The following is a 14,482-nucleotide window of genomic DNA, read 5'->3' as shown; positions in this document are numbered from 1 at the left end:
ACCGTATAATGGCGCGATATGAGCACGCGCACCGCCTCGGACAGCAACGATCCCATCGTCGAAAATCGCGACCAGCTCGCGGTCCCCATGATCAAGGGCGAAAAGCCCAAGGACCGCTGGCGCATCGGCACCGAGCACGAGAAATTCGTCTATCGCACCGCCGATCATCGTGCACCCTCCTATGACGAACCCGGCGGCATCCACGACCTGTTGATGGCACTCACCCGCTTCGGCTGGGAACCGGTGATCGAGGGCGGCAAGGTTATTGCGCTCGCGGGCAGCGACGGCACCGTCAGCCTCGAACCCGCGGGTCAATTGGAACTGTCGGGCGCGCCGCTCGAAAATCTGCACCAGACCTGCGCCGAAACCGGCCGCCATCTGAAACAGGTGAAAGAGGTCGGCGCCGAACTCGGCCTCGGCTTCCTCGGGCTCGGCATGTGGCCCGACAAGACGCGCGCCGAACTGCCGATCATGCCCAAGGGCCGTTACAAGATCATGCTTGACCATATGCCGCGCGTCGGCACGATGGGCCTCGACATGATGCTGCGCACCTGCACCATCCAGACCAACCTCGACTATTCGTCCGAGGCCGACATGGTGCAGAAATTCCGCGTGTCGCTGGCGCTCCAGCCGCTCGCGACCGCGCTCTTCGCCAGCTCGCCCTTCACGGAAGGGCGGCCCAATGGCTATATGTCGTACCGCAGCCACATCTGGACCGACACCGATCCCGCGCGCACCGGCATGCTGCCGTTCGTGTTCGAGGATGGGTTCGGCTACGAGCGCTATGTCGACTATATGCTCGACGTGCCGATGTATTTCGTCTTCCGCGACGGCAAATATATCGACGCCGCGGGGCAGAGCTTCCGCGATTTCCTGAAGGGCGATCTGCCCGCGTTGCCGGGCGAAAAGCCGCGCCTCTCCGACTGGAACGACCATCTGTCGACCGCCTTTCCCGAAGTGCGGCTCAAAAGCTTTCTCGAAATGCGCGGCGCCGATGGCGGTCCGTGGAACCGCATCTGCGCGCTTCCGGCACTGTGGGTCGGTCTGCTCTATGATCAGAGCGCGCTCGATGCCGCCTGGGATCTGGTCAAGGGCTGGAGCATTGAGGAGCAGCAGACGCTGCGCGATGCCGTGCCGAGCGAAGGGCTCGACGCGCCGGCGCCGGGCGGCGGCACCGTAGGGCAACTCGCCCACCGCGTTCTCGACATCGCGGCGGCGGGCCTCGCCGCACGCGGCGAGGTCAATTCGATGGGCGACAATGAGGTTGGCTTCCTCGAACCGCTGCGCCGCATCGCCAAGAGCGGCAAGTCGCCTGCGCATGACCTGCTCGATCGCTATGAGGGCCCGTGGAACCAGGATTTGTCGAAGATCTACGACGAATTGAGCTTCTAAGAGACAACAGCGCCGCAAAAGTGCAGCAAATGCGCAACACTGCTGACACGAACGTCAGCGGTGCGCGCTTCCGCGATTGATTGCCGGCGCACGGAAAGCCAAAGAGCCTTTGGTTTTTCCACTCTCCCACCGTCAACTCTGTTTCAGGAAGCTCGCCATGCGCCACTTTCCTTCCACTATCGCTATAAGCATTGCTCTCGCCACGTCGGCGTGGGCGGCCCCCGCCGCTGCGCAGGACGCAGCTCCCGTCGCTGAAGACAGCGGCCTTGGCGACATCGTCGTCACCGCGCAGCGCCGCGAGGAAAGCCTGCAGGATGTGCCGGTGGCCGTCTCGGTGCTGTCGGGCAATACGCTCGATGCGATCACTTCGACCGGTTCGGACGTCCGCGTCCTCGCGGGCCGCGTCCCCAGCCTGAATATCGAAAGCTCGTTCGGCCGCACCTTCCCGCGCTTTTATATCCGCGGCCTCGGCAACACCGATTTCGACCTCAACGCGTCGCAGCCGGTCAGCGTCGTCTATGACGATGTCGTGCTCGAAAACCCGATCCTCAAGGGTTTCCCGATCTTCGACCTCGACCGCGTCGAAGTCCTCCGCGGGCCGCAGGGCACGCTGTTCGGCCGCAACACCCCCGCGGGCATCGTCAAGTTCGACACCGTCAAGCCCGGCAAGACCGGCGGCTATGCGCGCGCCAGCTATGGCCGCTATGGCACCACGCAGGTCGAAGTCGCGGCGGGCGCCGCCGACGACAACGGCTTTTCGGTTCGCCTGTCGACGCTGTTCCAGCATCGTGACAATTGGGTCGACAATGTCGCGACGACCAAGAGCAAGGATCTTGGCGGTTATGACGACATCGCCGCGCGCCTTCAGCTCCAATATGAAAACGGTCCCTTCACCGGCCGCGTGACCGGTCAGGTCCGCATCTATGACGGATCGGCGATCATTTTCCGCGCCAACACGCAGCTTCCGGGCAGCAACAAGCTCGTCGGTCTCGGCGGAGCGGGCACCGAATTCAAGCGCGACGAAGTCTATCAGGACGGGCTGAATTTCCAGAAGCTCAACACCTATAATGCCGGGCTGAACCTTGAATATGATTTCGGGCCGGTGACCGCCTATTCGATCACCTCCTACTGGAACGGCAATTTCCGCAGCCGCGGCGATATCGACGGCGGTTTTGGCGCGGTGTTCCTGCCCGTGTCGGGTCCGGGGCTTATTCCGTTCCAGGCGCAGAGCCAGGACAATGTGCCGAGCCTCGACCAGTTCACACAGGAAATCCGCATTGCCTCGAACAACAACGGCGGACTCGGTTACCAGTTCGGCGCCTTCTATTTCGACGAAAAGCTCGACATTTCGAGCTTCGAGTTCGGCGGCCCGACCGACGCCACCCCGTCGGCGATCGCGATCCAGCGGCAGGACAGCGAAGCCTATGGCCTCTTCGGCTCGGTCAACTACGAGTTCGACAATGGCTTCAAGCTGCAGGCCGGCGCGCGTTATAATCACGACACGCGCGATTTCGTCGCGTCGCGTCCGGTCGAAACGCGCCCCGACTTCGTCGTCAACCCGAACACCCCGGTCCCGCCGCAGGCCGCGCGCGTCAAGGGCAAGCTGCTGACGTGGGACGCCAGTGCGACCTATGAAGCGTCGGACGCCGTCACCCTCTACGCCCGCGTCGCGCGCGGCTATCGCGCACCGTCGGTGCAGGGCCGCCTGACCTTCTCGCGCGTCATCTCGACCGCCGATCAAGAAGAGACGATGTCGTATGAAGCGGGGATCAAGACCAACTTCCTCGACAACCGCGTCCGCTTCAACCTGACCGGCTATTATTTCGACACCAAGGACCTGCAACTCACCGCGGTCGGCGGCACGTCGAACGTCGCGAGCTTGCTCAACGTCGACGCCAAGGGGCATGGCATCGAAGCCGAACTCCAGGCGGCTCCAGCGAAGGGCCTGACCTTCTCGATCGGCGGCGCGTGGAACATCGCCGAGATCGACGATGCCAACGCCTTCGTCGCGGGTTGCGGCTCGGCGACGCCGTGCACCGTGCTCGATCCGCCGCGCGCAGGCAGCCCGGGCATCTTCTCGATCGACGGCAACCAGTTGCCGCAGTCGCCGAAGTTCACGCTCAACTGGACTGCGGGCTATGAAATCCCCGTCGGCGACGGCGCCATCTATGCCTTCACCGACTGGTATTATCGCTCGAAAGTGCAGTTCTTCCTCTATCGCTCGGTCGAATTCTCGGACGACAAGCTGCTCGAGGGTGGCGTGCGCGTCGGCTACAAGACCGATCGCTTCGACATCGCGGGCTTCGTGCGCAACATCACCAACGATGAATCGCCGACCGGCGGCATCGATTTCAACAACCTGACGAGCTACGTCAACGAACCCCGCATTTACGGGCTCGAGGCAAGCTTCAAATTCTGACCCTGACGCCCCTCCCCGTCGCGCCGCGATGGGGAGGGAGCCGGTATGGGGTTGGTAAGCGGACGTTACTTGATCTTCCTTCGTCATCCCGGACTTGATCCGGGATCCCGCTTGTCGAAATCATCTATACAGTTCGCGGAGCAGCGGGACCCCGGATCAAGTCCGGGGTGACGAGAAGAGGGACCGCAACCGCCGGTCGCCAGCTACCGCTTCAGATGAAATAGAACCGGCACGGCGGTAAAGTGCTTTCCTACAATATCGCCCTATGATTGACCCTGTGCGGTTATCAGCCGCAGGGCCATGTCATGGCGATCGAGGACCGCCGCGGCGGGATCGCGCTAAGCCACCGGCCCGACGCGCTCGTCGGGCTCCAGCCGGATCAGCGGGCGTGCCCGCCCCGTCAGCTTCGCAAAGAAGCGCGGGACGAGCGCATGTTCCTGCGCCCAGTTCCAATATCGCGCATAAGCGGGATCGGCGAGGAGATGCTTCTCTTCGGTCTTCGCGCGCCAGTAATAGACGCCGCTGACCAGCCCGAGCAGAATGACGTTGCGCGCGCCCTCGACCCAGCCGCCGGCGGTGACGAGGAAGGGCAGCGAGCCGACCCACCAGCTAAGATTCTTCGAAATATAGGCCGGGTGGCGCGTGAAGGCATAAGGGCCATGCGTGATGACGCCGCGGTGCGTCAGGTTCGAAAAGCGGATGCCGAACGCCATCGTCGCCCAGCTGTAGATCGCGGTGAGCAGCACAAGCGCGATGCCCCAGACGATCAGCAGATTTTCATGCCCCGCCAGCCAATACCCCCAGTCGGAGCCATTGACCTGATAGTCGAGCGGGCCGCCGTTCATCAGGATGAAGGGCGGATAGCAGACGAGCGCCGCGACCCACGCCATGCCATAGGGGTTGGCGGTGCGGATATGCGCGTCGAGCGGTTTCAGCGTCAGTATATAGCCGACGGTCGCGATATGGACGTCGACCAGATAGAGGAAATTGATCGCCCAAAGGCCGGTCATATAGGGGTTGGCGAGCACCTCGCTCATCGGAACCGTGACCAGCGCGGAAAAATTCCCGGGCACGATCGATAGCATGAAGGCAGTGAAAAACCCCTTCACCGCCCAAGCTCGCAGATGATGACCGATCGCGCGGCCGTCGACGGGCTTGCCCGGCGCGATCAGCCAGCGCCCGAATTGCCAGCAGCCGTCACGCGGTTCGACCATCCGGCGGTCGAGCCACAGCATATAGGGCACCGACACAAGCAGCAGCCATGGCGCAACCGTCTCGAGCAGGTTCATCGAAAAGGCGTAATTGCCCTCCCAATAATAGCGCATCGTTGCATAGATCAGCGCGATCAGCCCCCAGGTCGCCCACATTCCGGCAAGCTTGGTCAGGCTGATGTCGAGTGTCTCGCGCCACGGGCGGCGCTGGCTCCAGTCGATCCCGGTCGACGGATTGCGGTGCACCTTGTCGACAAACACCGACCACAAAACCATCGGCAGGCCGCAGGCGAGCACGCTCGCGATCGCCGAGTTGGGGCCGTTCATCGCGCCGCGATTTCCCCAGTCGATGCCAAGGAAAGCCGCGATGTCCGGGGCGAAGCGCGCGATAAGCAAATAGCTAACCAGACCGGCGAGTCCGACGATGCCCACGCCCGCGCTGACCGCAGAACGCGGACGGGCGGTTACGCGCGCGTCGGCGCCGATTGCCGATTCGCAGGGCTCGGAAGAAGCTGATTTCGCCATGATATTCACCCGCTTAGCGCTACCCGAAAATGGTAAGCAAGCCGTCAATATCATTTACCGATTCGCGCGCGTTTTCCTGCCAAAATGGCGGCGTTCCGACAGTTTGACACCGTTCACCGCGCGATGGTTTCGACTCGGCCCGAGTCGCCCTCCAAAGATTCGCACCACGGTAAAGGGCCTGATAAAGGGCGCATCAATCGGGGCGGAGGGCTCCAATAAAACACAAGATGGGGTCGCCACTTGTCATCGAAAACAACGGGTCTGCGCGAATTGCGCCAGCGGTTTTCTGCGCTGTTTCAGGACCATGAAATCTTTGTTCGCACGCACGGTCACGTTCGATTCCTGCGCGTCAGCGCGGTCTGGCAAAAGCGCGTCGCGCTGATCGCCGGCGCGGTGCTGCTGGCATGGGCGGCGGTCACGCTTGCCGTCCTGATCAACCAGTTGCTCAAGTCCGACGAACGCGCTGCTGTTGCCGCGCAGCAGGCCGAAGCGAGCGCCGCCGAAGCCCGCATCGCCAAATATCGCGACAATGTCGCCGAAACGGCCGCCGATCTCGAAGACCGGCAGGAACAGCTCGAGGAATGGTCGAAAGTCCATTTCGGTGTCGAGCCTGCCGCAGTGACGCCCGAAGCCCATGGTGAAGGCGCTGCGCCGGCTGCCGAGCAGGCGCCGCTGAAGACCTCCCGGCTTGAAACTGGCGCCGTGATCGACCCGAACCTGCCGCCCGAAGCGCAAATTCTCGCCCGCCTCGAAGCGCGGCAAGAGGATTTCGCCAACCGTCTGTTGACTGCCGTCAACGAACGCGCCGCGAAGGCCGAGGGCGCCGTCGCCAAGCTTGGCATGAACCCCGCCGCTTTGATCCGCAACGCCGCGGCCGGACGCGGTGGTCCGTTCATCCCCTATCGCGGCCGCACCGGCCGCGCGAGTTCGCTCGGCAAATCCTTCGCCGCGCTCGAAAGCGCACTGTTCCGTATGGAAGTGCTCGAACGTACGCTCGTCGCGATCCCGTCGGGTCAGCCCGCGAACGTGCTGATGCTCTCGTCGAGCTTCGGTTATCGCAGCGATCCGTTCACCGGTGCTGGCGCGATGCACTCGGGGCTCGATTTCCCCGGACCGATGGGCACGCCGATCCTGGCCGCCGCGCCTGGCCGCGTCGTCTATGTCGGACAGAAGTCGGGCTACGGCAATGTCGTCGAGGTCGATCACGGCCAGGGCATCCTGACCCGCTACGCCCACTTGTCGGGCTTTACGTCCAAGGTCGGCGCGCAGGTCGCCGCCGGCGAGCAGATCGCCAAAATGGGCTCGACCGGCCGTTCGACCGGCAGCCACCTGCATTTCGAAGTCCGTTTGAACGGCGTCGCGGTCAACCCGCGCCGCTTCCTGGAGGCCAAAGCCGATGTTCTCGAAGTCAAAGACGACGCCCGACAGCGAGTCGGTTCCGTCGCTGCCGTCCGTGGTGCCCGCTAAAATGGCTACGGGCGCCCGCCACACGACCTTTTCGATCCTCGGGTCGGACGTCGTCGTCACCGGCAATGTTTCGGCCAGCGTCGACCTGCATGTCGACGGCAAGATCGACGGCGACCTCAAATGCGCCAATCTCGTCCAGGGCGAGGCGAGCGAGATCAAGGGATCGGTCGTGGCCGAAACCGCGAAGATCGCGGGCCTGCTCGACGGCGCGATCGAGGCGAAGACGCTGATCGTCCACGCGACCGCGCGGATCACCGGCGACGTGACCTATGAGAGCATCACGATCGAAAACGGCGGCAAGGTCGAAGGCAAGCTGAGCCATCGCCGCCACGGCGCCGCTGCGGCGAAAGCTCCGCCGCCGCTCGAAGTCGTCTCAAACTAAGCTCCGGCTTCGGCCGATTTTTGATCTCGGGCCGCGTTTGCGCGGCCCCTTCAATTCGATCTCGCGACCTCGCGGCCGACCGCTCGTTCGGGCATGTCATAATGCCGCTGGACGACCACCTTGTTGCGCCCACCGCGCTTGGCATCATAGAGCGCTTCGTCGGCGAGCCGGTATAGCTGCTGGAAATCACATGCCGGCCGGACCTCGGCAACCCCGACGCTGGCGGTTACCAGCCGGTCGCCGACCGTCTCGCTATGATCGCACGCCGCGATCCCGCGCCGAATACTCTCGGCGAAACGGCCGAGAATGATGCCTTCCATCCCGATCGTCAGCAGGCCGAATTCCTCGCCGCCCAGCCGAGCGACGGTACACATCGCCCCTTCCCAGCGCTCGATCCGCCGCGCGATGCCGCACAGCACGACATCGCCTGCGTCATGGCCGTAGATGTCATTGATCGACTTGAAGCGATCGATGTCGACCAGCAACAGGGCGGCGGGCAGATTGTCCGCCCGCGCGCGTTCGAGCAGCGGCGTCACGCTCTCGACGAAGCCGCGGCGGTTGGGCAGTCCGGTGAGCGGGTCGCGGCGCGCGAGTTGTTGCGCCTGCGCCTCGGCGCTGCGCGCATGGTCGCGTTCGATGCGGAGATGCCCAAGCCGGCGCGTCGCCGCAGCGGCCAGCCACAGCGCTTGCCAAGTCGCGGCGGCAAGGACCAGCAGCTTCGATCCGCCACCCCAGAACCCGTCTTCGACGTCGACGACGTGGATGATCGCGAGCACCGCCATCGGCAGCCCCCACGCCGCGAGAAAGTCGCGCGCCTCGACCGAACCGCGCCGCCATGCCCAGCCGACATAGATCGTCACCGCCAGAAGGTCGGCGATAATCACGAGTCCCAGGATATCGGCGAGCGAACCCAGGCTCTCGCCGCGGATCATCGCCAGCGGAATCCCCGCCAGCCCGACACCCAAACCGCAGATGAGCGCCGCGGTCCGGAGCGCTTTCGGCGCACTGCCGCGATCGACCGAGGTCGCCGCGCTGATCGTCGCGAGCGCAATGGCGAGGCAGGAAAGAAAGGTGCAGATCTGCGTCGTCACCGTCCCGGCCAAGCCCGGCACCAGCGCCAGATGGATTTGCGACCAGAGCGTACCCCAGAGCAGCATCGTCCCTGCCCAGGCCGCCTGCCATGCCAGATATTGCCGGCGCACGGCAAAGGCGAGCGAGAGGCTGTAAATGCAGCTCACAAGCAGCAGCGTCAGCGCGGCGCCGACCGCGGCCGCCATGCCCGCCGACTGCATCCCCGCCTCGGCCTTCGATACGGTCCGCGCGTGGAGGAATTGATGGCCCGACAGGCGGTCGAAGCGCATGGTCACCGCGGTCAACGCAGCGCCGCGTTCGGGCGCTTCGAACAATATCTGCCCGCCCGCACGCCAATAGGAGCCATAGTCGCCCGCCCGCACTTGCTGCCAGCGCGTCGCGCCGTCGGCGTAGGAAAAGGCTACGGCGAGCCGGTCGAAGCGCGACTGGTGGACCATCAGCGCGACATCGCCGCGCCGCGCGCCGCCGCCTTCGAGCGGAGCGCGAAGCCACAGGCTTTCCTGCTGATATCCCGTGGGCGCTCCGCTGCACGAAAAGCGAAGCGCGGCGAGCCCGCGGTCGGGCGTGGCGAGTTCGCTTTGCGCGTGACAAAGGTCGCGGTCGACGTCGAGTATCGCGGCGGCTGCCGGCGGACCCCACAACGCAAGCGCGAGCAGGACGAAACCCAGCCCGAGCCGGCCGCACATGTGCGCCAGAAGATTGCCCCCTGCGATCATCCCTACCCCATCGCATCAATATGTTCGAAAATCTTTACCACCATGGCGAGATTCGCGCGAGCCTAGGCGCGGCCCACGCGCATCCTGACCGCGATCCGGTCGCCGACGCCGACCTGCTCCGACCTCTGGACCGCGACCTTGACGGGTAACAGATAGCCTCCATCGCGCGGGAAGAGCGACGTCGCGAACAGCGTGTCGCCGATCGTCGCCACAACGGGCACGACACCCCAGCCATAGCTTTCGGTCATCGCCGCGTAGCGGAGGGCGCCGACATGTTCGTCGGGCACCGGCGCGAAGAGGAAGGGTGCCGGCCCGTGCCATTCGATGATGACGGTTTCAAAGACGATTTCTTCCATCAGTTCCTCGGTGCCTGCCGGCGATAGCTGAGCGCCTCGGCGATATGGATGCGCCCGATATCCTGACTGCCCGCCAGATCAGCGATGGTGCGCGCCACGCGCAGGATTCGCGTATAGCCGCGCGCCGACAGCCGCATCGCTTCGGCCGCCTGTGCGAGCAGCTTGCGCCCTGCCTCGTCAGGGGTCGCAACCGCTTCGAGCAGTTCGCCGTCGATCTCGGCGTTAGTCCGCGCCTTGTGCTCCGCATAGCGTGCGGTCTGCACCGCTCGCGCCGCCGCGACGCGAGCCGCGACTTCGGCGCTGCCCTCGGCGGGCGGCGGCAGGACCAGGTCGGCGGCGCTCACCGTCTGCACTTCGACGTGCAGGTCGATGCGATCGAGCAGGGGGCCCGACAGCTTTGCCTGATAATCGGCGGCGCAGCGCGGTGCGCGGCTGCACGCAAGCGCCGGGTCGCCCAGATGACCGCACCGGCAGGGGTTCATCGCCGCCACTAACTGAACGCGCGCGGGAAAGGTCACATGCGCGTTCGCGCGCGCAACGCTGACCTCGCCCGTTTCGAGCGGTTGGCGCAGCGAATCGAGGACGCCGCGCTGGAATTCCGGCAGTTCGTCGAGGAACAGCACACCCAGGTGCGCGAGGCTGACCTCACCCGGCCGCACGCGCAGCCCGCCGCCGATGAGCGCGGGCATCGATGCCGAATGATGGGGGCTACGAAACGGCCGCGCGCGGATCAGGCCACCGCCTTCAAGCCCGCCGGCAACCGACGCAATCATGGACACTTCGAGTGCCTCGGCGGGCGAGAGGTCGGGAAGGATGCCCGGCATGCACGCCGCCATCAGCGACTTGCCCGCGCCCGGCGGTCCCGACATCATCAGATTATGCGCGCCCGCCGCGGCGATCTCGAGCGCGCGCTTTGCGGTCTCCTGCCCCTTTACCTGACGGAGGTCAGCCGCGCGCGCCGGAATCTCCACCTCTCCAGGCACCGGCGGTGCTAGCAGGGCATTACCCCTGAAATGGTTGAGCAGCGACAGGAGGTCGGGCGCGCCAAGCACCTCGACATTGCCCGCCCACGCCGCTTCGGGGCCCTGGACCGCGGGGCAGATCAGCCCGCGCTCGGCGCTGCCGGCGTGGATCGCGGCTAGCAAGACGCCGGGCGACGCCGCGACGCGTCCATCGAGCCCGAGTTCGCCGACGACCACATAGGAAGCCAGCGTTTCCGCATCGATCACCCCCATCGCACCGAGCAAGGCCAATGCGATCGGAAGGTCGTAGTGGGAACCTTCCTTGGGCAGGTCGGCGGGTGACAGGTTGACCGTGATGACCTTGGGCGGGAGCGAGAGGCCGATCGCGGCGATGGCGGCGCGGACGCGTTCGCGGCTTTCGCCCACCGCCTTGTCGGGAAGGCCGACGACGACGAATCGCGGAACGCCGGGCGTGACCTGGCACTGCACCTCAACCCCGCGGGCTTCGATGCCGAGATACGCGACAGTGGAAACGACTGCGACCATCTTTCCCCCGGAACCGCACCGTTGTGCCCCCTTTGTTCCATCCCCTCTTTAGGCGAAGTGACGGGAAGGTCGAGTCTTTTTCGGAAGTTGGCGAAAAGCCTGCCCCCGCGAAGGCGGGGGTGCCGCGGAGCGTAACCCCGATTGCATATTTGACAACATACCAACTAGTCGGTATGTCGATTCGCATGACGACGAATCAGCCCCCCTCGATCCCCGCAGCCGCCGCCCGCGATGTCCCCCCGGCGGGCGGCGGTACTGCGGGAGTGCGCGCCCCGCGGGGCAGCGCGCGGGCGCGGCTGATCGCGGCGGCGCATGCCACCGTACGCAAGCAGGGCTATTCGGCGACGACGGTCGACCAGATCTGCGCCGCCGCGGGCGTGACCAAGGGCGCCTTTTTCCATCACTTCGCTTCGAAGGAAGAACTGGCGATCGCGGCGGCAGAGGGCTGGACCGAGCGTGCGCGACCGATGTTCGAACTGGCGCCGCATGTGAAGCTGGACGATCCGCTCGACCGCCTGCTCGGCCATATCGATTTCCGCCTGTCGATGCTCGACGGACCGACTGAGGATTATACCTGCTTCGTCGGCACGATGGTGCAGGAAGCCTATGCGACCAACGACCGCATCCGCGCCGCGTGCGAAGCGAGCATCAACGCCTATTGCCAGGCGCTCGCCCCCGACATTCAGGCCGCGATGGATGTTTACGGGGTGCCCGAGGATATCACCGCACTTGGCCTTGCCCAACATGTCCAGTCGGTGCTGCAGGGCGCCTTCGTCCTGGCGAAAACGACGAACGATCCGGCGATTGCGCGCGGCACCGTCACCCATTTGAAGCGTTATGTGCGGATGCTGTTCGGCAGCGGAGGCGCGTCATGACGCGGCGCGTAATTGCCGCCGCGCGCCGCGCGCGCTGACTTCAATAATCACCACCCCCAAGGAGAGAGTAGATGCCCCAGATGATTTTCGTGAACCTGCCGGTCACCGACCTTGAAAAGTCGAAGGCCTTTTACGAGGCGGTCGGCGCGGCGAACAACCCCGCCTTCACCGACGACACCGCGGCCTGCATGGTGGTCGAGGAAGGATCGATCCACGTCATGCTGCTGACGCATGAAAAATGGGCGACCTTCACGTCGAAGACGATCCCCGACGCACACAGCACCGCGCAGGTCCTGATCTGCGTTTCAGCCGACAGCCGCGAAGCCGTCGACGGACAGGTCGACAAGGCAGTCAAGGCGGGCGGCAAGGCCGACCCGACCCCGACACAGGATTATGGCTTCATGTACGGCCGCAGCTTCGAAGATCCCGACGGCCATATCTGGGAAGTGATGTGGATGGACCCCACCGCGATCCCCGCCGGCGAACCCGCCGAAGCCAACGCATAAAATGAAAAAGGGAGGAGGAAGAGGATGACAGACCAACAAACCGGCAAGGGTCAGTTGATCGCAGGCTATGTCTTGAGTGGCCTGGTGATCCTCTTCCTTCTCTTCGATGCGGGGCTCAAGCTGGTCTCACCCGAAACCGCAATCAAATATAGCCCGCCCGATCTCGGATGGCCGCTCGACGTCCCGACGATGACGATGCTCGGCATACTGCTACTGATCCCGACCCTGCTCTATATCTGGCCGCGCACCGCGATCCTCGGTGCGATCTTGATAACCGGCTATCTCGGCGGCGCGATCGGCACGCATGTGCGCATCAACAGCCCGCTGTTCAGCCACAGCCTGTTCGGCGTTTACCTGGGCATCATGCTGTGGGGCGGCCTGTGGCTGCGCGACCCGCGCCTCCGCGCGCTGATCCCGCTGCGGACAGGAGCAAGCGCATGAGCTTTCAGGCCTATCTCGACAATGTCGAAGCCAAGACCGGCAAATCGGCCGACGAACTGAAAAGCTTCGCGATCGACAAGGGCCTGGCCGACGAAAGCGGCCTCGCCCCCGGCGTCAAGGCAACCGCGATCGTCGACTGGCTGAAAAGCGACTTCGACCTGGGCCACGGCCACGCGATGTCGATCGTCGCCTATATCAAAGGGAAGAGGAGCTGATCATGTCCGCCCGAACCGAGGCCATGCCCGAAATCACTGCCTACCGATCGGTGCCGGATTTCGCTTACGGCCGTATCAAGGACGTCCGCGTCCGCTGGGCGCTCGACGAAATCGGCCAACCCTATCGCACGCGGCTGATCGGCGGCATTTTCGAGGACAAGGCGCCGGCCTATCTTTCCGATCAGCCGTTCGGGCAAGTTCCGGTTTACAAGGAAGGCGACCTGACCCTGTTCGAAACGGGGTCGATCCTGATCCACATCGGCGAAGCCGACGAGCGTCTGTTGCCACGCGACGCGAAAGGGCGCGGGCGCGCCATCAGCTGGATGATCGCCGCGCTCAACAGCGTCGAACCGATGATCCAGACCCTGGTCGTGCTGACCGTCAAGGGACAGGGCACCGACTGGCTCGCCGGTGCGATCGAAGCGGCGAAGCCCTTTGCCGAGCAGCGGCTGTCCCGATTGTCGCAGGCGCTGGGCGACCGCGACTGGCTGGAAGATCATTTTTCGATCGGCGACATCGTGATGGTCGATGTGCTCCGCAACGCAAATCCGGAATTGCTGGCGCCGCATCCCAATCTGACCGCCTATGTCGCGCGCGGAAAAGCCCGCCCGGCCTTTCAGAGCGCGATGGCGGCGCATCTGGCCGACTGCGCAGTCGGCGAACCCCTACCCGCCTGAACCCCACAAACGAGGAGAGATCGCCATGCCTGTGAACCCCGACAGCAAGATCGAAGTCACTGCCTTTGACTGGGTCCCCGATTTCGCGCGCGGTTATGTCCGCGACCTCCGCCCGCGCTGGGCCTGCGAGGAAATCGGACTCGACTATGCCGAACATCTGATCAGCGCGATCAACCGCCCCGCCGACCATTTCCTGTTCCAGCCGTGGGGCCAGGTCCCGGTGCTCAACGATGGCGGTATCCGCCTGTTCGAGAGCGGCGCGATCCTGCTTCACCTCGCCGAAAAGGACGCGCGGCTGATGCCCCGCGACCCGCAGGCGCGCGCCAACACACTCGCCTGGCTGTTCGCGGCCTATAACAGCGTCGAGCCGATGCTGTTCGAGCTTGGCAATGTCGACATTTTCTCGACCGAAGAGGAATGGGCGAAGCTGCGCCGTCCGAGCCTGATCGAATTCATTCAGGGTCGGCTCGGCCGCTTGAACGACGCGATCGGCGACAAACACTATCTGACAGGCGAATTCACCGTCGCCGACATCGCGATGGCAACGGTGCTGCGCGAAGCCGTCGAGGCGGGCTTGATCGCCGAGCAACCGCGATTGCAGGCCTATCTCGATCGCTGCCTCGCCCGCCCCGCCTTTCAACGCGCGATGGACGCGCAGCTGGCCGCCTTCAGCGAAGAAGCGGGACCGCCCGCCGCCTGA

At 64.6% G+C, this 14,482-nt stretch carries 14 protein-coding genes; 10 read left to right on the top strand and 4 right to left on the bottom strand.

What is annotated here, in order from left to right; all coding sequences use genetic code 11:
• The first annotated feature begins 18 nt into the window (after positions 1–18).
• Positions 19–1,392 (top strand): glutamate--cysteine ligase, encoded by a 1,374-nt coding sequence (locus KEC45_RS20840; protein WP_062185711.1) that lies wholly within the window; start codon positions 19–21, stop codon positions 1,390–1,392.
• Between the two features lie 157 nt (positions 1,393–1,549).
• A complete protein-coding gene (locus KEC45_RS20835; protein WP_062185713.1) occupies positions 1,550–3,811 on the top strand; it encodes a TonB-dependent receptor in 2,262 nt (753 codons plus the stop codon).
• Between the two features lie 338 nt (positions 3,812–4,149).
• Here the strand turns inward: KEC45_RS20835 and KEC45_RS20830 are convergent, their stop codons facing one another.
• On the bottom strand, positions 4,150–5,547 hold the full coding sequence (locus KEC45_RS20830) for an isoprenylcysteine carboxylmethyltransferase family protein (RefSeq protein WP_083435985.1): 1,398 nt from the start codon (positions 5,545–5,547) through the stop codon (positions 4,150–4,152).
• Positions 5,548–5,787: 240 nt separating this feature from the next.
• Here KEC45_RS20830 and KEC45_RS20825 point away from each other — a divergent pair, with 240 nt between their 5' ends.
• Positions 5,788–7,014, top strand: coding sequence for a M23 family metallopeptidase (locus KEC45_RS20825; protein ID WP_062185715.1), 1,227 nt, complete (start codon positions 5,788–5,790; stop codon positions 7,012–7,014).
• A gap of 1 nt (position 7,015) precedes the next feature.
• On the top strand, positions 7,016–7,396 hold the full coding sequence (locus KEC45_RS20820; RefSeq protein ID WP_152682492.1) for a polymer-forming cytoskeletal protein: 381 nt from the start codon (positions 7,016–7,018) through the stop codon (positions 7,394–7,396).
• Positions 7,397–7,446: 50 nt separating this feature from the next.
• Here KEC45_RS20820 and KEC45_RS20815 read toward each other — a convergent pair whose 3' ends face one another.
• From KEC45_RS20815 to KEC45_RS20805, 3 genes are all read right to left on the bottom strand, one after another.
• Entirely contained in the window at positions 7,447–9,204 is a 1,758-nt protein-coding gene (locus KEC45_RS20815; RefSeq protein ID WP_062185719.1) for a GGDEF domain-containing protein, read from the bottom strand.
• Positions 9,205–9,266: 62 nt separating this feature from the next.
• The gene (locus KEC45_RS20810; RefSeq protein WP_062185722.1) at positions 9,267–9,560 is read right to left on the bottom strand and encodes a DUF1905 domain-containing protein; all 294 of its coding nucleotides are present in this window, start codon (positions 9,558–9,560) and stop codon (positions 9,267–9,269) included.
• Positions 9,560–11,068 carry a YifB family Mg chelatase-like AAA ATPase gene (locus KEC45_RS20805; protein WP_252171276.1) on the bottom strand — a complete coding sequence of 503 codons (1,509 nt, stop codon included), beginning with the start codon at positions 11,066–11,068 and terminating at the stop codon, positions 9,560–9,562. The genes KEC45_RS20810 and KEC45_RS20805 overlap by 1 nt, the downstream gene beginning before the upstream one ends.
• Positions 11,069–11,253: 185 nt before the next feature.
• Between KEC45_RS20805 and KEC45_RS20800 the strand changes: the two genes are divergently transcribed.
• The 6 genes from KEC45_RS20800 (at position 11,254) to KEC45_RS20775 (ending at position 14,482) form a co-directional block, all read left to right on the top strand.
• The gene (locus KEC45_RS20800; protein ID WP_083436069.1) at positions 11,254–11,943 is read left to right on the top strand and encodes a TetR/AcrR family transcriptional regulator; all 690 of its coding nucleotides are present in this window, start codon (positions 11,254–11,256) and stop codon (positions 11,941–11,943) included.
• Between the two features lie 71 nt (positions 11,944–12,014).
• Positions 12,015–12,449, top strand: coding sequence for a VOC family protein (locus KEC45_RS20795; RefSeq protein ID WP_062185726.1), 435 nt, complete (start codon positions 12,015–12,017; stop codon positions 12,447–12,449).
• Between the two features lie 24 nt (positions 12,450–12,473).
• Positions 12,474–12,890, top strand: coding sequence for a DoxX family protein (locus KEC45_RS20790; RefSeq protein WP_062185728.1), 417 nt, complete (start codon positions 12,474–12,476; stop codon positions 12,888–12,890).
• The gene (locus tag KEC45_RS20785; protein WP_062185730.1) at positions 12,887–13,105 is read left to right on the top strand and encodes a DUF4287 domain-containing protein; all 219 of its coding nucleotides are present in this window, start codon (positions 12,887–12,889) and stop codon (positions 13,103–13,105) included. Before KEC45_RS20790 ends, KEC45_RS20785 begins: the two co-directional genes overlap by 4 nt.
• Before the next feature lie 2 nt (positions 13,106–13,107).
• Entirely contained in the window at positions 13,108–13,782 is a 675-nt protein-coding gene (locus KEC45_RS20780) for a glutathione S-transferase family protein (RefSeq protein ID WP_238586773.1), read from the top strand.
• Positions 13,783–13,807: 25 nt separating this feature from the next.
• Positions 13,808–14,482: a glutathione S-transferase family protein gene (locus KEC45_RS20775; protein WP_062185732.1), complete on the top strand. Its 675-nt coding sequence runs from the start codon at positions 13,808–13,810 to the stop codon at positions 14,480–14,482.

This window comes from Sphingopyxis sp. USTB-05 (assembly GCF_023822045.1).
Lineage (GTDB): Bacteria > Pseudomonadota > Alphaproteobacteria > Sphingomonadales > Sphingomonadaceae > Sphingopyxis.
The sequence above is the reverse complement of the archived record's forward strand: the minus strand, read 5'-3'. Positions and strand labels throughout refer to the sequence as shown.